A 22,175-nucleotide genomic window follows, 5' to 3' on the forward strand; every position below is an offset into this window, starting at 1 on the left:
GATCAGGCGCTGGTGGGGCGTTCGACCACCACGGTGGCCATCAGGGAGTGCCCGACGCCGAGGCCTTGCTGGGTTTGCTGTTCACACGCGAACAATGCCGTCGCCAGCTGCTTCGCGTGCTCGGCCGAAGGCAAGCCCTGTCCGTCGCCGGCGGCCGTGGTGATGATCCGGTTCCAGCGTTCGGCGAACGCCGCGAAGAACAGCTCGACCGGTCGCGGCGCTTGTCCGGCGGGCGGCTCGAAGCGCAGCTGCGCGGGGACGACGTCGGTGTTGCCGCGGGCGAGTTCGTTGAGGAGGGTGCGGTAGGGCGGGATCGCCGGGTTGAAGGACCGGGTGGCGGTGTGCCGGCCGGCGAGGACGGACCGGTCGGTGAACGTCGTCCCGCCCAGCCGGGCGCCGGCTCGGATCGCGGCTTCGACGAGCGCCTCGTCGAGCGACCTGCGGTCGAAGAAGCTCATCTGGTCGTGGAGGGTTTCGGTTGCGTCTTCGAAGAAGCTCATGTTGTACGACCAGCGGGTCTCCGGCCACATCGGCGTCCACTCGACCGAGTAGCGGCCGAGGACGTCGACGATGATCACCGCGCTGTCGCGGGTCTCCACGATCCGTCGCATGAGGCCGGTCAGGACCTCGACGACGTCCTCGTGGGGCAGGTGGGAGTAGGGCACACCGCAGGACAGGTAGAGGTCGAAGTCGCCCGCGGGCGGTTCGGACCGCATGTCCGCGACGGCGAACGTGGCCGGCCGGCCGGCGTGGAGCGAGCGTGCCGTGTCGACCATGTCGGGATCGAGGTCGACCCCGAGGTAGTCGAGGGTGTGCTCGTCGGTCAGCGGGGCGAGGGCGCCGTGCTGTTCGGTCAGCAGGGCCAGGCCGTCCCCGGCGCCGCACCCGACGTCGAGCACCCGCAGCGGCCGGCCGGGCTCGGGCCGGATCCGGGTGATGGCGTCTCGCAGCACCCGGTGGGTGACGATTTCTTCCAGCATCGTCTTGACCGGATCGCGCCGCTTGGGCGACGTGTAGTGGGCCGTGGCGGCGCGGTAGGACATGATCAAAACGTAGTTCATCACCGTCGCCGGCCGGGGCGGAATTCGCTAGAGGGCCAGTTCGTCGAGGTCGGACTCCAGCCTCGCCCGCCAGGTCCAGCGCCGCTCCGTGGTGTCCGTGTGGTCGCCGGCCGGCGGGCCCAGCGGCAGCGCCTGGTCCTTGATCCGGAACGTCACCCGGTAAGCCAGCACTGAAGCCGCCGTCCGGATCCACGCGTCGCCGGACGTCCCCGACGGCGGCGCGACGCCCAGCGCGTGCCCGAACCACGGCGGCAGCAACGCGTTCGAGCCCAGCACGTCGGTGATCCTGGTCCGCAGCCGCACTTGCAGGTCGTGCCACGCACGTTCGGCGCGCTCCAGCTGCGGGACCACGCGTGCCTCGACCGCGTCTGCCTCGCGCAGCGCCAGCTTCGCCTGCTCCGCGGCTTCGGAAGCCGCCGGGATCTCTTCGTCCAGCAATGTGCGGCGCCGGGTCGTCAGCGCGCGCAACCGTGACTCCGCGTCCCCGCGGGCCCGGGTCGAGCGGTCCGTCGAAGCCAGGGTCCCGATCACGTCCAGCAGGTCACGATCGCACTGCGCGTGGGCCTCGTGCGCCGAAGCGAGGCGCGCGATCTCCTGCTGGTGCCGGGCGCGCTGCTCCTTCGTGACGAGCTCCTTGTGCAGGTCGTCCCAGCGCGCGGCCTCCGCGGCGAGGGCCCGGGTCTCCGCGCCGACGTCGTCGAGGTCGGCCTGCGGCACACCGTCGGACACCCGCACCGCGCGTTCGAGGGCCTGCACCTGCTGCTGCAGCCGCTCCAGCTGCCGGCCGAGCACGTCGAGCCGGTCCTGCTGGTGGTGCGCACCGCCGCGCTCGAGGCGATCGGTCAGGTCGGCGACGTCCTGCCGCAGCCCGCGATCGCGGTCGTCGGCCTCCTCGACGGCGCTGCGCAGCCCGTCGACCGCCGCGAACAGCTCGTCGAGGTCTCGTCGCGTCGGGTCGGCGGTCTCCGGGTATTCGGCGTACTCCTGCCCGAACTCGGGATCGTCGCCGTAGGTCGCGTAACCGTGGCTCATGGGATCCGGCTTTCCCGCCACAGCACCGCGCCGGTCGCCGCGATGCCCAGCGCCGTGAGGATCGTGCAGACCACCGAGCCGGCCCACGGCACCAGCGCCATGACCAGCAAGACCGCCGTGACGCTCCCCGCCCACGCCGCCCGCGTCCGCTCGCGGATGACGTCGCCGACCCGGCGGACCGGGCCGAAGCCGATCCACAGGCCCGCGGCGAACAGCGGGACGAGCGCGAACAGCCAGAGCGGGCTCAGCACCTCGAACAGCACCAGCGCCGCGGCGACCAGCGGCACCAGCACCGGCGCGGCCGCGAAGTACACGACAGCGCGCTGGGTCGCCGCGTGCCGCGACTCGAGCTCGGCGTTGGCGAGCCGGTGCTTCGCCTCGTCGTACGCCAGCTCGGCATCGAGCAGCCGGTGCGCCGTCGCCACCAGCTCGTCCATCACCTCGACGTCACCGGGCGGGGTCACCAGCCCGTCCCGCAGGTCCTGCTTGAGCCGGCCCACGCGCGCTTCCGCCTGGTCCCGGTCGTGCTGGGCTGGAGTCGTCACGCGAACACTTTAAGTGCCAGGACCGTCACCACCGGCCAAGGACGACGGTGAGTCGCTACAGGTCGCCCAGCGCCGTGACCGGCGACTCGACGCAGTCGGCGACGAACCGGAGGAAGCCGCCCGCCGTGCCGCCGTCGCAGACGCGGTGGTCGAAGGCCAGCGTCAGCTCGCAGATCTTCCGGGCCACCAGCGCGCCGTCGACCACCCACGGCCGGTCGATGATCCGGCCGATGCCGAGGATCGCGGCCTCGGGGTGATTGATGATCGCGGCCGAGCCGTCGACACCGAAGACGCCGTAGTTGTTGACGGTGAACGTGCCGCCGGTGAGTTCGGCCGGGGCGAGCTTGCCGTCCCGTGCGGTGCGTGCGCGGTCACCGATCGCCGCCGAGAGGTCCCGCGTCGACAGCTCCCCCGCGTCCCGCACGACCGGGACGACCAGCCCGCGATCGGTCTGCGCCGCGAACCCGAGGTGGATCTCGTCCAGCAGCACGATCTCGTCGCCCTCGACGCGCGAGTTCAGCTCCGGGTACTTCTTCAGCCCCGCGACGGCGAACCGCGCGATCAGCCCGAGCAGGCTGACCGGCCGGTCCGTCTTGGCGTTCAGGGCCGCGCGGGCGGCGACCAGCCCGGACGCGTCGACGTCCACCCAGACCGTGGCCTCGGGGATCTCCCGCCGGGACGTCGTGAGCTTGTCGGCGACGGCCTTGCGGATCCCGGTCAACGGGATGCGCTTGCCCTTCGAGCCCTTCGCAGCGGGCTTCTTCAGGGCCGCCTCGACATCGGCGCGGCGAATGATGCCATCGGGGCCGGTCGCGGTGACCTTCGCGAGGTCGATCCCGTTGTCCGAAGCCAGCTTCCGGACGAACGGCGAGATGACGCCGGGCGCCTTGGCCTTCGGAACCGGCGTTTCGACGCGGCGGACGCGCTTGCGGCGGGTCGTCGGCGCGGTGCCGTAACCGATGAGGACGTTGCCGCTCCCGGAGGACGTCGTCACACCCGGCTCGGCGAACCCGCCGACGGACAGCAGCGGCGCGCCGACCGGCAGCAGCTGCCCGGGCTCGCCGTGCAGCGCGGACACCACACCGGCGAACGGCACGGGCACCTCGACCGCGGCCTTCGCCGTCTCGACCTCGACGACGATCTGGTCGATCTTGACCGTGTCGCCGATCTTGACGTGCCAGTTGAGGATCGCCGCCTCGGTCAGGCCTTCGCCGAGGTCCGGCAGCAGGAAGTCAGGCACCGGCCACCACCGGGGTGTCGGCCCACTGCAGGCGCGCGATCGTGTCGAGGATCCGGTCGACGTCGGGCAGCATGTGCCGCTCGAGCTTCGGCGCGGGGTAAGGGATGTCGAGCCCGGTCACGCGCAGCACCGGCGCGTGAAGCTGGTGAAAGCACTGCTCTGTGACGCGAGCGACGACCTCGGCACCGTAACCACCGAACCCGGCGGCTTCGTGGACCACGACGGCCCGCCCGGTACGGCGCACCGACGCCGTCACGGTCTCGTCATCGAACGGGTTCAGGGACCGCAGGTCCACCACCTCGACGTCCCAGCCCTCGTCCTTCGCGGCTTCGGCCGTCTCCAGGGCGGTGGCGACCATCGGGCCGTAGGTGATGAGCGTGACGTCCTTGCCGGTTTTGCGCACGACGGCTTTGTCCATGCCGGGACCGCTGCGCGTGAAGCTGACTTCTTCGCCGGACCAGTAACAGGCCTTCGGCTCGAGGAAGATGACCGGGTCCGGCGACTCGATGGCGTCGCGGAGCAGGTCGTAGGCGTCCTGCGCGGTGCCCGGCGTGACGACGCGCAGGCCCGGCGTGTGCGTGTAGTAGGCCTCGCTGGAGTCGCAGTGGTGCTCGACCCCGCCGATGCCGCCGGCGTAGGGAATGCGGATGACCATCGGCAGCGAGAGCGCGCCGCGGGTGCGGTTGCGCAGCTTCGCGACGTGTGAGGTGATCTGCTCGAACGCGGGGTAGGCGAAGGCGTCGAACTGCATCTCGACCACCGGGCGGAAGCCGCCCATCGCCATCCCGACCGCGAAGCCGACGATACCGGACTCGGCCAGCGGGGTGTCGAAGCAGCGGTCCTCGCCGAAGTCGGCGGTGATGCCGTCGGTGACCCGGAAGACGCCACCGAGCGGGCCGACGTCCTCGCCGAACACGAGCACCCGGTCGTCGTCCTTGAGCGCGTCCCGCAGGGCCGCGTTGAGCGCCTGCGCCATCGTGGTCGTCATCAGGCCTCCAGCTCGGCTTTGAGAGCGGCCCGCTGCGCTTCCAAGTGGCGGGTCGGCTCGGCGTAGACGTGGTCGAACAGCGACAGCGGGTCGAGCTCGGGCTCGGCGTTGAGGGTGTCGCGGACGGTCTGGGCGAAGTCCTCGGCATCGCTGCGGAACTGCTCGATTTCGTTGTCGCTGAGGGCCTTCTGGGCCTTGAGGTAGGTCTCGAGCCTGGCCACCGGGTCTGCTTCGCGCCACTTCGCGACTTCGCCGGCGTCGCGGTAGCGGGTGGCGTCGTCGGCGTTGGTGTGAGCGTCGATGCGGTAGGTGTGGGCCTCGACGAGGACCGGGCCGTGGCCTTCGCGGGCGTGGCGGACGGCGTCGTCGAGAACGCTCAGGACCGCGACGGCGTCGTTGCCGTCGACCCGCTCCGAGCGCATGCCGTAACCGATCCCCTTGTACGCCAGCGCGGGCGCGGCGCTCTGCTTCTCGAACGGCACCGAGATCGCGTAGCCGTTGTTCTGCACGAAGAACACCGCGGGCGCCTTGAAGACGGCGGCGAAGTTGAGGGCTTCGTGGAAGTCGCCTTCGCTGGTGGCGCCGTCCCCGATGAGCGCGAGCGCGACGGCGTCTTCACCGCGTCGCTGCATCGCGTGCGCGAGACCGGCGGCGTGCAGAGTCTGCGTCGCGAGCGGAGTGCACTGCGGCGCTACGCGCGTCTCGGCGGGGTTGTAGCCGCAGTGCGCGTCACCGCGAAGCAGCGTCAACACTTCGCCGGGCTTCAGGCCGCGGGCGATGAGGGCGACGGAGTCGCGGTAGGTCGGGAAGAGCCAGTCCTGCTTCTTCAGCGTGAGCGCGGCGGCGACCTGGCAGGCCTCCTGGCCGGCGCTGGAGGGGTAGACGGCGAGGCGGCCCTGCTTGGTGAGCGCGGTCGCCTGGACGTCGAACCGGCGGCCCAGGACCATCAGCCGGTAGGCGCTCTTGAGCCGGTCTTCGGCCGGCTCGGCATAGGCGCCGTGCTGGTCGGCGCGGCTCCCGTCCTCGGCGACGAACCGCACCGGCGCCGCGGACGGCAACAGGGTCTCCGGAGCCATGACGCACACCACCTCTCGCAGACATATGATGCTGAAATGGTGGTTCCTGCTGGTCGTCTGTTCAAGGTCTCGGCGAAATGAGCGACAAACGGCCTCCCGATGGTCCTTCCGCAGACCAAACGTCTTCCGACTCCCAGCCGCTGGACGGGCTCACGGGACGAACGGTCCCGGCCCTCGACGACGTCGACCGCGCGATGCTGGCGGAGCTGTCCGCGGACGGCCGCCTCGCGGTGCGCGCGCTGGCCGAGCGCCTGCACATCTCGCGCACGAACGCTTACGCGCGGTTGGAGCGCCTGATGGCCGAAGGGGTCATCACCGGCTTCGGCGCCCGCATCGACCCGCGCCGGGCCGGGCTGGGCACGTCGGCGTACATCATGGTGACGGTCGAGCAGACGTCCTGGCGCACGATGGCCACGGACCTCCACGCCATCCCGTACGTCGACCACGTAGCCCTGGTCGGCGGCGACTTCGACATCCTGCTGCTGGTGCGAACCCCGGACAACACAACGCTGCGAGACGTCGTCCTGGAGCGGCTGCAGGCGCTGGAGGGGGTCCGGTCGACCCGGACGTGGCTGATCTTCGAGGAACTACCCGGCTCGGTCCTCGGCTGACACCGTGATGCCCCTCCAATCACGCGAGATGCCTCTCCAGTCACGCGAGATGCCCGCCTGATCACACGAGATGCGCGCCGAATCACGCGAGTTCCGCCTTCGATCACGCGAGTTCCGTCCGCAGTCACGCGAGTTCCGGGTCCGATCACGCGGACCGAGGCGCCATCCGCGTACCGGGACGGACGGCTCGCGCACCCAGAGGGTCGGCTCGCGCACCCAGAGGGTCGACTCGCGTACCCGGAGGGACGGCTCGCGTACCCAGAGGGACGGCTCGCGCACCCAGAGGGTCGGCTCGCGTACCTGGACGGTCGGCTCGCGTACCTGGAGGGTCGGCTCGGGTGATCAGGAGGTCGGCCCGGGCTCCTCGAACGTCCACACCAGAACCGTCTGGCCCTCCTCCGCGACGCCACCCGCCCCGCGGTAGGTCGCCCGCGCCGCGGTGTTGTCCGCCGACGTCACCACCCACATGCCGTAACACCCGCGCTCCCGGGCCACCTCCGCCAACGCCGTCACGAGGGCCCGGCCGATCCCCCGCCCTTGAAACCCGGCGTCGACGCCCAGCTCGTACAGGAACATCTCCGTCCCCTTGTCCGGGTGCGTCATCTCGACCCCCGTCACCATCCCCGCCGGCTCGTCGTTCACATACGCGATCAGCAAGTGATGCCCCTCGGACGCGAGGAAGCGCTCAGTGGCCGAAGGTCGCGGAGGGTCGTCGAAAAGGTGCCCGGCCTGCACGACCGGCGCAGGCGAAGTGATCCGGCGGATGTCCATGGGGCAGAACCTTTGCCCCGCAGCACCCTTGACCGCAAGCACAATGCCCGCTAGACGTGCCCAGCCGCCGGGCGACTCTTATTTTATGTCGAGAATTAACTTGCCCCGCAAGCGTCCGAAACTATTGACGCCGTCCCCTTCGCCCGGTGAGGATCGGCCGGTCCGCCGTTCATCGCAGAATGGACCAGACCATGGCCAGAAGATCCCGCGCGTGGTCCCGTGCGCGCCGAAGTTCGCTCGTCACGCTGATGAGCCTGAGCCTGCTGGGCGGGATCGCGCAGGCGATCCCCCAGACGGCCCAAGCCGCGGAGCAGCCCGTCATCGGCCAGCCGGCCAAGGACAAGTACGGCTGCGCCAAGATCGAGCCGAGCCTGCCCACCCTCGCGGACTGGCCCAAGGTCGACAGCCGGTTCAAGGGCAAGGCCGGTGACGAGGCGCGCATCGCCCAGATCCTCTCCGGGATGACCCTGGAGGAGAAGGTCGGGCAGATGACGCAGCCCGAGATCACCTCGATCACCCCCGACGAGGTCCGCCAGTACGCCATCGGCACCGTCCTCAACGGCGGTGGCGCGTGGCCGGGCGCCAACAAGCACGCCACCCAGCAGGACTGGCTGAACCTCGCCGACGCCTACTGGTACGCGTCCAAGTCGAGCCGCACGAAGATCCCCGTCATCTGGGGCATCGACGCCGTACACGGCAACAACAACGTCTACGGCGCCACCGTCTTCCCGCACAACATCGGCCTCGGCGCGGCGCACGACCCGTGCCTGGCCCGCGACGTCGCCGCCGCCACCGCGCGGCAGATCCGCGCCACCGGGCAGGACTGGGCCTTCTCGCCGACGCTCGCCGTCGTCCAGGACGACCGCTGGGGCCGCACCTACGAAGGCTTCTCCGAGGACCCGCGCATCACCCGCGCGTACGGTTACGAGGCCATCGACGGTCTCCAGGACGAAGCCACCAAGCGCATCGGCCGCAGCGGCGTGATCGCCACCGCCAAGCACTTCATCGGCGACGGCGGCACGCTCAAGGGCCAGGACCAGGGGGTCAACCCGTCGTCCGAGGCCGAGATGATCAACGTCCACGGCCAGGGTTACTACGGCGCGCTCGCCGCCGGCACCCAGACCGTGATGGTGTCGTTCAACAGCTGGACCAACACCGACCTCGGCATCAACGAGGGCAAGCTGCACGGCAGCGACAAGGCACTGAACCAGATCCTCAAGGGCAAGATGGGCTTCGACGGCCTCGTCGTGTCCGACTGGAACGGCATCGGCCAGGTCCCCGGCTGCACGAACTCGTCCTGCCCGCAGGCGATCAACGCCGGCATCGACGTCGTGATGGTGCCCGCCGACTGGAAGGCGTTCATCACCAACACGGTCGCCCAGGTGCAGAGCGGCCAGATCCCGATGGCGCGGATCGACGACGCGGTGACCCGCATCCTGCGTGTCAAGCTGCGTGACGGGATCTTCGAGGCCCAGGCGCCGTCGGACCGCTCGTTCGCCGAATCGGGCGCGGCGCTGACCGACCACCAGCTCGCCCGCGCCGCCGCCCGCGAGTCGCAGGTGCTGCTGAAGAACAACGGCAACGTGCTGCCGCTCAAGCCGAAGTCCAAGGTCCTGGTGGTCGGCAAGAGCGCCGACAGCATCCAGAACCAGACCGGCGGCTGGACGCTGAGCTGGCAGGGCACCGGCAACACCAACGCCGACTTCCCGAACGCCACCTCGATCCTCGCCGGGCTCAAGCAGGACCTCGGCGACGCCAACGTCACCTTCGACGAGAAGGGCGACGTGGACCCCAAGGGCTTCGACGCCGTCATCGCCGTCATCGGTGAGACGCCGTACGCCGAGGGTGTCGGCGACCTGACCCGCAAGACGCTGGAGGCCTCGAAGCTCTACCCCGAGGACCTGGCCGTGCTGGACAAGGTCAGCGGCAAGGGCACCCCGGTCGCCACCGTGTACGTCGGCGGCCGCCCGCTGTACATGAACAAGGAGATCAACCGCTCCGACGCGTTCGTGGCCGCGTGGCTGCCGGGCTCCGAGGGCGGCGGCGTCGCGGACCTGATGGTCAAGGGCAAGGACGTCAACGGCGGGTACACGGCCAAGCTGTCCTACTCGTGGCCGAAGAGCGCGTGCCAGTCGCCGCTCAACCCGTGGTCGCCGGACTACGACCCGCTGTTCAAGCTCGGTTACGGCCTCAAGACCGGCCAGCGCGTCACCATCGGGCAGCTCGACGAGACCCCCGGGCCGGCGTCGTGCACCTCCACCGGTGGCGGCGGGACCGCGACCGAGGACCTGTCGATCTACGACCGCACCGACGTCGCGCCGTACAAGAGCTTCATCGGCTCGGCGGAGAACTGGGGCGGCACCGAGATCGGCCCGGACGGCACCGCGGCGCACAGCGAGATCAACGTCGTCCCGGCGGACGTCAACGTGCAGGCCGACGGGCTGAAGACGACCTGGACGGGCACCGGCCCGGCCCAGATCTACCTGCAGAACCCGGCGGGCACCAACGACCTGCGCAGCTACCTGAACGCCGACGCGGCCCTGGAGTTCGACACGATCGTGCACCAGGCGCCGACCAACCGGACGGTGATCAGCATGCACTGCGTCTACCCGTGCTTCTCCGAGGTGAACGCGACGAAGCTGTTCACGGACCTCGGTTCGACGGGGGTGAAGGCGTCGGTGAAGATCCCGTTGTCCTGCTTCAACAACGGGCTGGACTTCGAGAACATCAACACCCCGTTCCTGGTGTACACCGACGGCCCGTTCTCGGCCTCGTTCGCGAACGTGCGGTGGGTGCCACAGGGGGCGAAGGATCCTGACGCAAGACCCTGTTCCGATTTGACCTGACGACGACCGGGCCGGGAGCACACCGCTCCCGGCCCGGTTTCTGGTTCAGATTTGCTTCGAACGACGACAAACGCGCAGATGCTCGGTGCCTACACACCCGGTTGAGCACATTCAGCCAGCAGAGCTTCCGCCAACCGCCGCGCCCACGCCGCCGCGCCGGCGAGATCGCCCGACGCACGGGAGCGCTGAATGTGTTCCAGGCACGTGTCAGCTCCTGGGGCTCTCCTCCGAGGCGCTGACTCCGGCTTGGCCGCTCTCCCGCTCCGACGACGGCGACGATCAAAGCCCAGCCGCTTCCACGCATGCATCACCTCGTCAACTTGCTCGATCCGCAGACCACAACCACTCAGGAACAAACGCACCTGGCCGGGATCGATCGGCAGTCCCGTCCTTGTGACAGCCACCAGGTTGTACGCGGAACTCCGGGCGATCGACGTTTTCGCCGCGACTTGGCCTGCGGTCAAGCCGGACTTTTCCAACACGAGTCGCAACATCACCAGGAACTCCGGAATTGTGGCCAGCGCCAGCTCCTCCGACGTCAATACCACACGTTCGGTGGACTTGAAGGTCTCCGGGCCACGTTCGACGACCTCCTTCTGGCAACGCTGCAGTTGAAGACCACTGCGTCGCATCGGACGCCAACTCCGCAACGGCCGACTATCTACAGAAATAGTCATATGCCACTCACCGACTCGAACCCGAACCGAGAGCGACAAAACGCAGATTCACCACCACCAGTGGCCCTCCTGCATGAAAATCGATCGAAAAGCCAGCGCATGCGAGAAGCCCGGCAAGGACAAGTCTGTAGTCCTCGGCAAGCAGATGCACCCCGAGCAGGAGTGACATCATGATCACCAGGATCGCCGCGTGCCGGGCTGTCATGATCGGCAGATCGCCTGCGACAAGCGCGCACGGCCATTGCTGCTTCGGGGGCATGATCGTTGCTCCTGGGTCGCGACGCCCCGAGGTGCCGGGACGCCGGTCGAGTCGGTGAAGTCGGAGACACCGGATCTCACGCCCGACACGAGGTGGCACTCGGTGTCGGACGTTCCCCGCCTCGACTGCACCTTACGGGCAGGAACGAATTCGATACTCCCACCCGAGTTCGGCACAATGCACGCATCAGGCGAAGTTCGCGTCCAAGGCCAAGAAGTGTCCAAGGAATTCTTCTGCTGGTCAGCACCCTAGATCGCCGCCGCAGAGTGCAATTCCGGTATATACCAGTATGCCATTCAGGAGCGACTTTTGGTTAAGTGGTCAACGCGCGCGGACTAGTCCCGCGCACGGGGTTCCGAGTGTCAAGACGGTGAAGTCGGAGCACGGCCCCAGATGAGCGGCCGGTGGCACGGCACTCATCGCCTGAGGTCTCGGAGGTCCGCAACGACTCCCCGAGACCTCAGAGTGCTTCCTGCGGTGGTCATTCAGCCTGGTCAGGCGGTGAAGCCCGCGTTCATCGCCACGCTCAACGCCCGTTCCGACAGTTCCGCCCGCGTCAGCCGCGCCACGACTCGGCCGCGCTGGAACACCAAGACCCGGTCGCACAGCTCGCACAGCTCCGCCAGGTCGGTCGACGCCAGCAGGACCGGCTTGCCCTCCGCCGCCATCGCCGCGATCACGCCGTGCATCTCCGCTCGGACGCCGACGTCGACGCCGCGGGTCGGGTCGTCCAGCAGCAGCAACGCCGGATCCGACAAAAGCCACTTGGCGACCACCACCTTCTGCTGGTTGCCGCCGGACAGGCTCGACACGAGGTCGTCCGGGGTGCCGCTGATGCGCAGCCGGGTCACCAGCGAACGTGCGGCCGAGACGTGGGCGCGACGGCGCAGCCACCGGCCGCCGCGGCCGAGGGCCAGCCAGGCCACCACGCTCGTGTTCTGCCACACCGGCTTGTCGAGCATCAGGCCGTAGCGCTTGCGGTCACTCGGCACGAACGCCGTCCCGGCCCGGACCGCGGCCCGCGGTGAGCGCGGCGCCGCAGCGCCGTTCACCCGGCCCCGCGCCCGGCCGGACAGCATCGCCAGCACCGTCAGGTGCCCGGCGCCCTGCAGCCCGGCCAGCCCGACGATCTCCCCCGGCGCCACGGCGACCGCCAGGTCGTCGACGACCACGGCGGGCGGCCGGTCCGGGTCGACCGGCCGGCGCTCGTAGGACGTCAGCTTCCGGTCACCCAGCATCGCCGTGACGACGCCGTCGAGGTCCACCGACGCCGTGTCGACGCCGGCGAGCACGGCCCGGCCGTCGCGCAGCACGGTGACACGTCCGGCGATCCGCAGCACCTCCTCGATGAAGTGCGATACGTACAGCACCGCGACCCCGCGTGAGACCAGCTTGCGCAGCACCACCATCAGCCGGTCGACGGCCTCGCTGGGCAGGGCCGACGTCGGCTCGTCGAGGATCAGCACCGCCGGGTCGCGCAGCAGCGCCCGGCCGATCTCCAGCAGCTGCTGGTCGGCCAGCGACAGCGAGCCGGCGCGGGCGTCGAGCGGCACGTCGAGGCCCAGCTCCGCCAGCACCGGCGCCGCACGCGCGGCCATCCGGCGGAAGCTGAGCAGCGGGCCGCGGCGGGGCGCGTCGAGCGGGAACAGGTTCTCCACCACGGTGAGGTCGGGGAACACCGCGAGCTCCTGGGCCACCAGCGAGACGCCGCGGCCGACCGCGTCCCCCGCACTGGAGAACGTCACGGGAGCGCCATTCAGGGAAAGCGCTCCCGCGTCCGGCCGGAGTACGCCGGAGAGGATCTTCACCAGCGTCGACTTGCCCGCGCCGTTCTCCCCCACCACCGCGTGCACCTCGCCCGGCGCCAGCACGATGTCCACTTCGGACAGTGCGGTGACCCCGCCGTAGCGCCGGGTCAGGCCGGTGGCGCGCAGCACGTCAGCGGGCCTCGGCCAGCGGCCGGACCAGGGCCTGCGGGTTCGCCAGGATGCGGTCGATCTCCGGCTTGTAAAAGTCGTAGGCGGCCTGCGTGGACGTCTGGCGCTTGATCACCGAGTCGATGTTCGACGAGTCGACGACCAGCCCGGGCATCCGCAGCCAGCCCTGCGGCAGCGGCTTCTTCTCCTTGACCGAGCGGATGAGCAGCGCGGTCACGACGTACCCCTTGAGGAAGTGCTCGGGGTCGATGGTGACGAAGTCGAGGCCGTCCTCGACCCCCTGCAACGTCTTCGCGTCGACGTCGGCGCCCGCGACGAGGTACTTGCCGTTCTCGGTCTGCTTGATCTTCGCGAGGTCGTAGCTGTCCGCGTCGCCGACCCCGAGGAACGCCAGCGCCGTGGGGTTCGCGTGCACCAGCGCGGACCACGCGCCGTAGTTCTGGTTGGGGTCGCTGTAGGTCTGGAACGGGCCGAGCACCTTGATCCCGGGCGCCTTGGCGTTCAACGTCTCCTTGATCCCGCGAGCACGGCTGTCCAGCACCGGCGTCCCCGGGTTCGGCACCCCGACGACCACCATGCCGGACGGGGTGGCGGGCAGCCGCTTCAGCAGCTCCTGCGCGAGCTGCACCCCGAGGTCGTAGTTGTCGTTGCCGACGTAGAAAGTGATCTTGCTGCCGTCGGTGGGCGCGGTGTCGAGCGCGACCACCGGGACCCCGCGGTCGATCGCCGTCGCGGCGGGCCGGGTGAAGATCGGCGGGTCGAGGTTCTCCAGCACCACGCCGTCCGGGTTGGTCTGCGTGAGGTTGGTGAACAGCTGCTGCTCGGCGGGGCCGTCGGTGTTGGGCGGCCCGACCGCCTTGAAGTCGACGCCACCTTCGTGCTGCGCCGCGGTTTCCGCGCCTTCGACCATCTCGTGGGCGAAGTTGAGGCTGATGTTGGCCACCGCGATGCCCATCTTCAACCGACCGCCACCGGAGTCCCCCGAACTACCGCAGGCGCTCGCGGTCAGGCACACGACCAGGGCCAGGATCGGGATGCTTTTCACGGTTCCTCCTCGAACGCGGGAACAAGCCTCGGCCGCGCGTGCGGCGCAGCACGCTGTCGAAGGCGACGGCGACCAGGATCACCGCGCCGGTGGCGAACGTCGTCCAGTTGATCGGCACCTGCAGGAACACCAGGCTGGCCGCGACGGTGGTGAGGATGAGGTTGCCGAGCACCGCGCCCGGCACCGAGCCGCGCCCGCCGGCGAGCGGGGTGCCGCCGATGATGCAGGCCGCGATCGCGGTCAGCTCGTACCCGTTGCCGACGGTCGGGTCGCCCGCGGTGAAGAACGCCAGCCCGAGCACGGCGGCGACCCCGCCCATGAAGCCGGACAGGCCGAGCGCGGCGATCCGGGTCCGGGCGATCGGCAGGCCGCTGAACTCGGCGGCGTCCGGGTTGGACCCGACGGCCCGCACCCGCGCCCCGAACCGGGTCCGGGTGAACACCACCGTGAGCACCACCGTCGCGGCCAGCAGCACCCAGACCGACGTCGGCACGCCGGCCAGCTCACCGCCGAGCACGCTGAAGAACGCGTGGTCCAGCGGCATGCCGCTGATCTGCTTGCCGTCGGCCAGCGCCAGTGCGGCGCCGCGGAAGAGCAGCGCCGCGGCCAGCGTGACGATGAACGACGGCAGCTGCAGGTAGGTGGTGAGCACGCCGTTGAGGCAGCCGAGCGCGGTCGCGGCCAGCAGGATCGCCGGCAGCGCGAGCCACGGCGACCAGCCGTCGCGGATCAGCACCGCGCCGAGCACGATGCCGAGCGCGTACTGCCCGCCAAGGGACAGGTCGACCTCGCGCATGGCCAGCGGGAACACCATCCCGCAGGCCATCAGGCCGACGTAGACCGAGCTCTGCGCGGTGGAGAGCAGGTTGAGCGGCCGCAGGAAGTCCGGGTGTGCCAGCCCGACGACGCCCACCAGTACGACCAGGACCAGCACCACACCGAGCTCGTCGCGCACGAGGTGGCGGTACCAAGGGCGCGCGGCGGTCCCGCCGGAGGTGTCGACGAGCCGGGTGGACATAGCCGCGAAGGTGACCAGCCGTCCGCGAGTTCGGCAAGACGCGCGTTTCGGTGGGTGAAACGGTGACCTTGCCGCGACCCGGCTGCCGCCGTCACGCTGCCCGCCATGCCGTCCAGCAGCCGGGTCGCCGTGGTCACCGGAGCCGCCCGCGGGCTCGGCCGGGAGTTCGCCGTCACCCTCGCCGGGCTCGGTCACCGGGTGGCCGGCTGGGACGTGGTGGACCAGGCCGAAACGTCCGCGCGGGTGGTCGCCGCCGGCGGGGAGTTCCTCCCGATGCCGGTCGACGTGACCGACCCGGTCGCCGTCGAGGCCGCGGTGGAACAGGTCGTGGACATCTTCGGCGCCCTGCACATCGTGGTGAACAACGCCGGGATCTACCCGCCGATCGCCTTCGAAGAGACCACTGTGGACGACTGGCGGCAGGTGATGCGGCTGAACCTGGAGGGGCCGTTCCTGGTCACCCGGGCCGCGCTGCCGCACCTGCGGGCCGCCGGCTGGGGCCGGGTGGTGAACATCGTGTCCGCGGTCGTCTTCCTCGGCCCGCCGGACCTGGTCGCCTACACGACGTCGAAGTCCGGGCTCGTCGGGTTCACGCGCGCGCTGGCGAACGCGCTCGGCCCGGAGGGCATCACGGTGAACGCCATCTCGCCCGGGCTGACGTCGACCGAAACCGCCGCACAGACAACCGGCGCCGGCGGCGGCTTCGAACGGGTCCGCGCCCGGCAGGCGGTGCCGCGCACGGAAAGCCCCGCGGACCTGGTGTCCACCCTGCGTTACGTCGTCGACGAGGGCAGCGGCTTCCTCACCGGCCAGACCTTGAACGTCGACGGCGGCTCGGCTTTCCATTGAGGGGGACGCGAGGTGGTCGAGCTGCTGGGCGCCGGCGAAGCGGCCGTGGTGACTCGGGTGTGCGAACTGCTCGTCCCCGGCTCGGCCGCCGGCCGGCCGGACCGCTACCTCGCCGCAACTTTGGCCGGCCTGAGCGCGGGCGAGGAGGACGCCGTGCACGCCGCGATCGGCGTCCTGGCGGGGGTCACCGACGCGCGCGAGCTGTCGCGGCTGGCCGGCAGCGCCGCCTTCGAGCGGTTCCGCCGGCTGGCGATCGAGGCGGGTTACGGCGACCACGCCCCGCCGGGGCGGCGCGGCCCCGACGGGGCGGACGTGCTGGTCGTCGGCCTCGGCGGCGCGCCGATCGCCGCGGACCTGGCCGGGCGCGGCGCCGACGTGCTGCTGCTCGACGTCGTCCCCGCCCCGGCCCGGTTCGTGTCCACAGTGGACGAGGTAGTGCTGGCCGGCGGACCCGGGCCGGTGGCCGCCGAGCGCGCGCCCGCGGCCGACGTCGCGAAGTTCCACCAGAGCACCGGGCTGCTCGGCGCGACGGGTCCGTTCGGCCCCGAGGACCTCGAGCCGTGGTACTCGCGGGTGGAAGCGCGGCTGGGGCCGCCGGACAGCTCAGACCGTTCCCCGGCCGTCGTCGAGCCCGGCTTCGTGGCCCTCGGCACTCCCCTGCGGCCGCGGCTGAGCTGGCCGTCGATCCCGGCGCCGGGCGGGGCGCGGGTGCGGACCCGGCACGGCGTCCGGCACGTCCTCCTCGACACGGCGGGCCGGCGGCCGAAGGTCACCGGCGTCGCCTACACCCGCGACGGCTGCGACGGTGAGCTGCGCGCCCCGGTCGTCGTGCTCGCCGCCGGGCCGCTGGAGACCCCGCGGATCCTGGTCCGCACCGGTGAGCAGGCCGGGCTCGACACACCGTCGGCGCGGCTGGCCGGCCGCACGCTCGGCCTGCACCCGGCCCGGCTGGTCTACGGCTGGTTCCCCGAGCCCGCCGGCTGCGCCACCACCGCGTGCTGCGACTCCCACGACGGGATCGCGGTCGAGGCGACCGTGCGGCCCGAGCCGGTGGCGTTCGCCGAAGGCCTGGTCGACCCCCGCGACCGGCCGCTGTGGGGCGGGCGGCTCGCCGAAGTCGTCCGCGGCTATCCGCACTGGCTCGGGCTGCGGGTCCTCGTGGCCGACGACAACACCGCCGTCGCCGACCTCGGCCTCGGCGGCGAAGTCGTCGTGGGCAAACGGTTTTCGACGGCCGAGCGGCGGCGGCTGGCCGCGGCGCTCGAGTTCGGCGTCGCCGTCCTGCGCGCGGCGGGGGCCCGTGACGTCGTCTGGAGCGGGCTGACCGCGGCCCACCCGCAGGGCGGCGCGCCGATGGGGGACGATCCGGCACGGTCGGTGGTCGGCCCGGACGGCCGCTCCCACGACGTCGACGGCCTGTACGTCGGGGACGGATCCGTGCTGCCCGCGGTGCTTTCGGTGCCGCCGGCGCTGACCGTGCTGGCGCTGGCCGCCAAGGTCGCCGGGGCGATCCGGTGACCGCTCGGCTCAGCGGCGTTGCCCCCGGGGCGGCACCGGATCATCATCACGGGATGAGCGGCCCGCCGAAGTCCGTGCTCGCCCGCGGCCTGATGCTGCTGGACGCGTTCTCCTCGGCCGACACCACGCTGTCGCTGGCCGAGCTGACCGCGCGGACGGGCCTGCCGAAACCGACCGTGCACCGGCTGGCCGCGGAGCTCGTGAACTGGGGCGGGCTGGAACGCAGCGACGGCCGCTACCGGCTCAGCATGAAGCTGTTCGAGCTGGGCCAGCGCGTCCCGCGGCGGCGCGACCTGCGCGAGGCCGCGCTGCCGTACCTAGAAGACCTGTACGAGGCTACGCACGAGAACATCCACCTCGCCGTGCAGGACGGCCCGCACACGCTGTTCCTGGAGAAGGTGAGCGGACGGCGGTCGATGCCGATCGAGTCGGAGGTCGGCGGGAAGCTGCCGCTGCACTGCACCGCGACCGGGAAGGTGTTCCTCGCGCTCGGCTCGCCGGAGTACTTCCGCCGGGTCGCCGTCGCCGGGCTGGCGCGCTGGACACCCCGCACGATCGTCGCGCCCGGGCGGCTGCGGCAGGAGCTGGCCCGCGCGGCCGAAAGCGGTTACGGCGTCAACCACGAGGAGTACGAAGTCGGGGTGTCGGCGGTCGCCGCGCCGGTGTTCGACGCGCGGCGCCGGGTGCTCGCGGCGCTGTCCATCACGGGCAACGCGGCGAAGCTGGACCTCGACCGGCTGGCCCCCGCGGTGCGGACCGCGGCGCTGGCGCTGTCCCGCGAACTCGCGCTCGCCCCGGTGCGAAATCCGCTGGATCGCGGGTGAGCACGCCGACACAATGACGGGATGACCTCCGCCGCCGCGCTCGCGGACGAGCTCCTGGACGTGCTGGCCACCTGGACCCCGCTCGAAGCGACCTTCGTCGGCATCCCCGGGCACGACGCCGAACTGGGCGACCCGAGCGAGGCCGGGCAGGCGCGGCTGCGGGCCCGCGCCGCCGACGTCCTGGCACGGGCGCGGGTCTCGCCGGACGCCGACCGCGTGACGCTCGGCGTGGTCGTCCAGCAGGCGGAGGCGGTGCTGGCCCGCCTCGCTGCGCGGGACGTCGAGTTCACCCTGGCCAACCCGATGTTCGCGATCGGGGTCAGCCACCTGACGTTCCTGCCGCAGCTGACGGCGTCCGGCGAGCAGGCCGAGGAAGACTTCCTGGCCCGGCTGGCCGCGTTCCCGGCGTTCTACGCCGCCCTGGCCCAGCGCCAGCGCGACAGCTCGCACCGGCACGTCGAGCGGATGGCGCACACCACGATCGGGTTCCTGGACCGGTTCCTGGCGCAGGAAAAACCGTTCCCCCTGCCGCTGACCGGCGACCGCGCCGAGCGCCGCGACCGGCTGGTGGCCGAGGTGGTGCGGCCCGCGCTCGCCCGCTACCGCGAGTTCGTCACGACCGAGCTGGCCGGGCGCGGCCGTCCCGACCACGAGCCGGGGATCTGCTGGCTCGAAGACGGCGAAGCGCACTACGCAGCGTTGGCGCGCATGCACACGACCACCGATCACACGCCCGCGGAGCTGCACCAGCTGGGCCTCGACGTCCTCGCCGGGCTCGAAGCCGAGTACACCGAGCTCGGCGGCCGCGTGTTCGGGCTGACCGACCCGGCCGAGGTGCGCCGCCGGCTGCGCACCGACGAAAGCCTTCGCTGGCGTGACGCCGAGGAGATGCTCGAAATCGCACGCGCGGCCATCACCCGCGCGACCGCCGCCGCGCCGGGCTGGTTTCCCCGCGTGCCGGCCGCCGAGTGCGTCGTGCGGGCCGTCCCGGAGGCGGAAGCGCCGGTCGCCCCGCCGGCGTACTACATGCCGCCCGCCCTCGACGGCTCACGCCCGGGCGTGTACTTCACCAACACCCACGACGTGCGCACCCGCGACCGGTTCATCGGCGAGACGGTGGCGTTCCACGAAGCCGTGCCGGGCCACCACTTCGCGGAATCACTGGCGCAGGAGCTGACCGAGTTGCCGCAGCTGCGGCGGATCGCGCTGATCACCGCCTACAGCGAGGGCTGGGCGCTCTACACCGAACGGCTCGCCGACGAGATGGGCCTCTTCTCCGGCGAAGTGATGCGGCTCGGCATGGTGGCCGAGGATTCGCTGCGCGCGGCGCGCCTGGTCGTCGACACCGGCTTGCATGCGCTGCGCTGGACGCGCGAGCAGTGTGTCGAATTCCTGCGAGCGCACACGGTGCTCAGTGAGGTCGAGGTGCAGTCCGAAACGGACCGGTACATCGAATCCCCCGGCCAGGCGCTGGCGTACCTGACCGGACGGCTGGAAATCCTGCGCCTGCGCCGGTTCGCGTCGGAGAAGCTCGGGGATTCTTTCTCCCTCAAGGACTTCCACGGCGTGGTGCTCGACAGCGGACCGCTGCCCCTGAAGGTGCTGGACGACGTCGTCCGCGCCTGGGTCGATCAGTGCTGCATGCCGTAGGACTTCTGGCACGGGTAACCGTCGTTCGTGGCGGACCAGCTCGCCGGGTAGCCGTTCTGCGCCCAAGCCGCGTACGCCTGCGCGTAGGAGTAACCGCGCGCGTAGAGCCACTGGCACGGCGTCTGCCCGGCCGAGGGGGTGATGGTGACCCACGGCTGCGTGTTGATCCAGCTCGACTGGGCGTACCACTGACCGGAAGTGGCTCTGGGCGCAACAACAACGGTCTGTTGCGGCTGCGGCTGCACAACAACGGTTTGCGGCGGCTGCACGGTGACGGTCGGCACACTGGGAGCGGTGACGGTCGCCGTGACCGCGGGCGCCTGGGCCGGGCTGCCGGCAACGGTGCGCGGCAGACCGCAGGCGGCGAGGGCGAGAACGGCGGAAAGGGCGGCGGTCGCGCGGAGGAAACGCATGGGCTGGCTCATTTCGTTCGGGTCATGTGACTGCCGACGATGACGCCGCCGGAAATGGTGTAGGTGCCGGAAAACGTGCGCGTGCTGCCATCGGTCTGCACGGCGGACAGCACCACGTAGACCGTGTTGCCGCGGACGTCCGTGACGGTCAGCGTGTCCCACGCGGTCGTCGCGAAACCGTCGGTGTACTTGGCGTATCCGCCGCCGCCCGCGATGCGGCTGCCACCGAGCGACCACGCGGTGGTGAAGTCGCGGCGGTTGATCGCGTCGTAGTAAGCGAAAATCGTGCGCGCCGCCGCGGTGTCGGCCGGCGCGACGTCGACCGGAGCGGGCGGTTGCTGCACGTAGACCGTCTGCGGAGCGGGCACGGCGACCGTGGCCGTGGCCGTGCTGGTCGTCGGCGCCGGGGCGAGGGGCACGGCGACCGGCACACCCACCACCGGCGTTCCACACGCGGCAGCACCCACCACGACCAGGGCGGTGATCAGAATTCCGGCAGCTTTCATCAGAATCAACTTCTTCCGTGTTCGCCACCCAGGAATCGGCCGCCCGGCGAAATCCGCTACGGAAGTTCGAGAACGGGACCCAAGCGTTATCCCGTTGAATTCAGCCGTTCCGGCGCGTTATGTCGTAAGCCGTCATCGCCGCGGCCAGGTGGCGGGCGTCTGCGGGCTGGGTTGCGTCGTAGCCGGTGATCAGCTGCACGCGGCCGAGGCGGTAGGTGAGCGTGTTGCGGTGGATGTTCAACGCCGTCGCCGCTTCCCCGCGGTTGTAGTCCGACGTGACGAATGCGCGCAGGGCGTCGATCAGGTGCGGGTGGTCCTCGAGCGGCGCCAAAACCGCGGCGAGCGCTTCCCGCGCCGGGCTCGGCTGGGCCAGCTGGTATTCGATCGCCAGGTCGGCGAGCCGGTACAGTCGCGGCGGACGACCCAAACTCTCCGCCAGGGCAAGGATTTCCGTGGCTTCGGAGTGCGCGGCCGGAATGTCCGCAAGCGTCGCGGCGCGAGCCGTCGCGGCGGTGCAGGGCCGGCCGCAGATGCCGTCCACCCGCGCCGCGACCGGGTCGACGGACGACGAGGACGGCACCAGCAGCACCCCGCCGTCCCCCTTGAACGTCACCAGCACCCCAGCCTGACCGTCCAAATCGGACCGGACCGCGCGGAAGAGGTCCGTCGCCTCGCGAGAGCCCGAGGAGGTGGGCACCAGCGGCAGGTGGAACACGACGACGTGGTAGCTCGGCGCCAGTTCACGGTGCCGCACCGGACGGCCGGCGAGCAGGCTGGCCGCGAGGTTCTGGCGGTCCTCCCGCTGTTCCCAGTCGAGGTCGTCGCGCTCCCGCAGGTACGCCGAGGCGACGCGCGGCATCACCTCGCCGAGGAAGTCCAGCATCCGCGCGCCGAGCGTGGCCGGGTCGCCGGTGCGGGCCACCAGCTCCCACGCGACACCGGCGGCGAGCGGGTAGATCTTCAGCACGGCTTCCAGCGGCAGGCCGTCCCGCGCACGCTCGGCGCCCCACGCGATCGGCAGCGCCAGCTCGTCCTCGGTCGGCCGCCGGTCCTCGGCGACCGTGGTCAGGAACAGCTCGAAGACCGCCGTCGCGTTGGCGACCAGGTCGCCCGCCAGCACACTCGCCGGCAACAGCCGGTACTCCGGGATCTCCGCCGCACAGCGCGTGATCATCGCGGCGGCGATCTCACCCGATCGAGGGAACAGCTTGGCCACGGAATCCATGCCACATTGTCACCATGCACAAACGGCTCCGGCAAGTTTCTGCTTGTTTTGCCAGCAGACAGCCTTGATCGGGTGGCGCATGCT

The 22,175-nt window shown here is 70.8% G+C and carries 21 protein-coding genes; 6 read left to right on the plus strand and 15 right to left on the minus strand.

What is annotated here, in order from left to right; all coding sequences use genetic code 11:
* Positions 1-2: 2 nt before the first annotated feature.
* From ACIA5G_RS20800 to pdhA, 6 genes are read right to left on the minus strand one after another with little or no spacing between them, the layout of a single operon-like run.
* Positions 3-1,043 carry a class I SAM-dependent methyltransferase gene (locus tag ACIA5G_RS20800; protein WP_395925483.1) on the minus strand — a complete coding sequence of 347 codons (1,041 nt, stop codon included), beginning with the start codon at positions 1,041-1,043 and terminating at the stop codon, positions 3-5.
* 45 nt (positions 1,044-1,088) lie between these two features.
* Positions 1,089-2,093: a hypothetical protein gene (locus tag ACIA5G_RS20805; RefSeq protein ID WP_395925485.1), complete on the minus strand. Its 1,005-nt coding sequence runs from the start codon at positions 2,091-2,093 to the stop codon at positions 1,089-1,091.
* Positions 2,090-2,638, minus strand: a complete 549-nt coding sequence (locus ACIA5G_RS20810; protein ID WP_395925487.1) for a hypothetical protein — start codon at positions 2,636-2,638, stop codon at positions 2,090-2,092. The genes ACIA5G_RS20805 and ACIA5G_RS20810 overlap by 4 nt, the downstream gene beginning before the upstream one ends.
* Positions 2,639-2,693: 55 nt before the next feature.
* The gene (locus ACIA5G_RS20815; protein WP_395925488.1) at positions 2,694-3,878 is read right to left on the minus strand and encodes a dihydrolipoamide acetyltransferase family protein; all 1,185 of its coding nucleotides are present in this window, start codon (positions 3,876-3,878) and stop codon (positions 2,694-2,696) included.
* Positions 3,871-4,866, minus strand: coding sequence for an alpha-ketoacid dehydrogenase subunit beta (locus ACIA5G_RS20820; protein ID WP_395925489.1), 996 nt, complete (start codon positions 4,864-4,866; stop codon positions 3,871-3,873). The genes ACIA5G_RS20815 and ACIA5G_RS20820 overlap by 8 nt, the downstream gene beginning before the upstream one ends.
* Positions 4,866-5,942, minus strand: a complete 1,077-nt coding sequence (gene pdhA / locus ACIA5G_RS20825; RefSeq protein ID WP_395925491.1) for a pyruvate dehydrogenase (acetyl-transferring) E1 component subunit alpha — start codon at positions 5,940-5,942, stop codon at positions 4,866-4,868. Before pdhA ends, ACIA5G_RS20820 begins: the two co-directional genes overlap by 1 nt.
* Positions 5,943-6,019: 77 nt before the next feature.
* Here pdhA and ACIA5G_RS20830 point away from each other — a divergent pair, with 77 nt between their 5' ends.
* Positions 6,020-6,553: an Lrp/AsnC family transcriptional regulator gene (locus ACIA5G_RS20830; protein WP_395925493.1), complete on the plus strand. Its 534-nt coding sequence runs from the start codon at positions 6,020-6,022 to the stop codon at positions 6,551-6,553.
* Positions 6,554-6,895: 342 nt separating this feature from the next.
* On the opposite strand, the gene ACIA5G_RS20835 is transcribed toward ACIA5G_RS20830, so the two are convergent.
* Positions 6,896-7,210 (minus strand): GNAT family N-acetyltransferase, encoded by a 315-nt coding sequence (locus ACIA5G_RS20835; protein ID WP_395925496.1) that lies wholly within the window; start codon positions 7,208-7,210, stop codon positions 6,896-6,898.
* 362 nt (positions 7,211-7,572) lie between these two features.
* Between ACIA5G_RS20835 and ACIA5G_RS20840 the strand changes: the two genes are divergently transcribed.
* Positions 7,573-10,170 carry a glycoside hydrolase family 3 protein gene (locus tag ACIA5G_RS20840; RefSeq protein ID WP_395926480.1) on the plus strand — a complete coding sequence of 866 codons (2,598 nt, stop codon included), beginning with the start codon at positions 7,573-7,575 and terminating at the stop codon, positions 10,168-10,170.
* 89 nt (positions 10,171-10,259) lie between these two features.
* Here the strand turns inward: ACIA5G_RS20840 and ACIA5G_RS20845 are convergent, their stop codons facing one another.
* The 5 genes from ACIA5G_RS20845 to ACIA5G_RS20865 form a co-directional block, all read right to left on the minus strand.
* Positions 10,260-10,802: a hypothetical protein gene (locus ACIA5G_RS20845; protein WP_395925498.1), complete on the minus strand. Its 543-nt coding sequence runs from the start codon at positions 10,800-10,802 to the stop codon at positions 10,260-10,262.
* A gap of 52 nt (positions 10,803-10,854) precedes the next feature.
* The gene (locus tag ACIA5G_RS20850) at positions 10,855-11,106 is read right to left on the minus strand and encodes a hypothetical protein (RefSeq protein ID WP_395925500.1); all 252 of its coding nucleotides are present in this window, start codon (positions 11,104-11,106) and stop codon (positions 10,855-10,857) included.
* Between the two features lie 494 nt (positions 11,107-11,600).
* Entirely contained in the window at positions 11,601-13,043 is a 1,443-nt protein-coding gene (locus ACIA5G_RS20855) for a sugar ABC transporter ATP-binding protein (RefSeq protein ID WP_395925503.1), read from the minus strand.
* A 1-nt stretch (position 13,044) separates the two neighbouring features.
* The gene (locus ACIA5G_RS20860) at positions 13,045-14,088 is read right to left on the minus strand and encodes a sugar ABC transporter substrate-binding protein (protein ID WP_395925505.1); all 1,044 of its coding nucleotides are present in this window, start codon (positions 14,086-14,088) and stop codon (positions 13,045-13,047) included.
* The gene (locus ACIA5G_RS20865) at positions 14,030-15,106 is read right to left on the minus strand and encodes an ABC transporter permease (protein WP_395925507.1); all 1,077 of its coding nucleotides are present in this window, start codon (positions 15,104-15,106) and stop codon (positions 14,030-14,032) included. Before ACIA5G_RS20865 ends, ACIA5G_RS20860 begins: the two co-directional genes overlap by 59 nt.
* 105 nt (positions 15,107-15,211) lie before the next feature.
* Here ACIA5G_RS20865 and ACIA5G_RS20870 point away from each other — a divergent pair, with 105 nt between their 5' ends.
* Genes ACIA5G_RS20870 through ACIA5G_RS20885 form a run of 4 tightly spaced genes read left to right on the plus strand, consistent with a single transcriptional unit; the run spans position 15,212 to position 19,947 of the window.
* The gene (locus ACIA5G_RS20870) at positions 15,212-15,955 is read left to right on the plus strand and encodes an SDR family NAD(P)-dependent oxidoreductase (protein ID WP_395925509.1); all 744 of its coding nucleotides are present in this window, start codon (positions 15,212-15,214) and stop codon (positions 15,953-15,955) included.
* Positions 15,956-15,967: 12 nt separating this feature from the next.
* Positions 15,968-17,473 carry a GMC oxidoreductase gene (locus tag ACIA5G_RS20875; protein WP_395925511.1) on the plus strand — a complete coding sequence of 502 codons (1,506 nt, stop codon included), beginning with the start codon at positions 15,968-15,970 and terminating at the stop codon, positions 17,471-17,473.
* Between the two features lie 53 nt (positions 17,474-17,526).
* On the plus strand, positions 17,527-18,297 hold the full coding sequence (locus tag ACIA5G_RS20880; protein WP_395925513.1) for an IclR family transcriptional regulator: 771 nt from the start codon (positions 17,527-17,529) through the stop codon (positions 18,295-18,297).
* Between the two features lie 21 nt (positions 18,298-18,318).
* Positions 18,319-19,947 (plus strand): DUF885 domain-containing protein, encoded by a 1,629-nt coding sequence (locus tag ACIA5G_RS20885; protein ID WP_395925515.1) that lies wholly within the window; start codon positions 18,319-18,321, stop codon positions 19,945-19,947.
* On the opposite strand, the gene ACIA5G_RS20890 is transcribed toward ACIA5G_RS20885, so the two are convergent.
* The 3 genes from ACIA5G_RS20890 to ACIA5G_RS20900 all read right to left on the minus strand — a co-directional run bounded on the left by ACIA5G_RS20890 (position 19,929) and on the right by ACIA5G_RS20900 (position 22,091).
* Complete coding sequence (locus ACIA5G_RS20890) at positions 19,929-20,360, minus strand: hypothetical protein (protein ID WP_395925518.1); 432 nt, start codon at positions 20,358-20,360, stop codon at positions 19,929-19,931. The two genes, ACIA5G_RS20885 and ACIA5G_RS20890, sit on opposite strands and share 19 nt — an antisense overlap.
* 8 nt (positions 20,361-20,368) lie before the next feature.
* Entirely contained in the window at positions 20,369-20,866 is a 498-nt protein-coding gene (locus tag ACIA5G_RS20895; protein WP_395925520.1) for a hypothetical protein, read from the minus strand.
* Between the two features lie 100 nt (positions 20,867-20,966).
* Positions 20,967-22,091, minus strand: coding sequence for a PucR family transcriptional regulator (locus ACIA5G_RS20900; RefSeq protein ID WP_395925522.1), 1,125 nt, complete (start codon positions 22,089-22,091; stop codon positions 20,967-20,969).
* Positions 22,092-22,175: the final 84 nt, after the last annotated feature.

This window comes from Amycolatopsis sp. NPDC051758, assembly GCF_044453095.1.
Lineage (GTDB): Bacteria > Actinomycetota > Actinomycetes > Mycobacteriales > Pseudonocardiaceae > Amycolatopsis.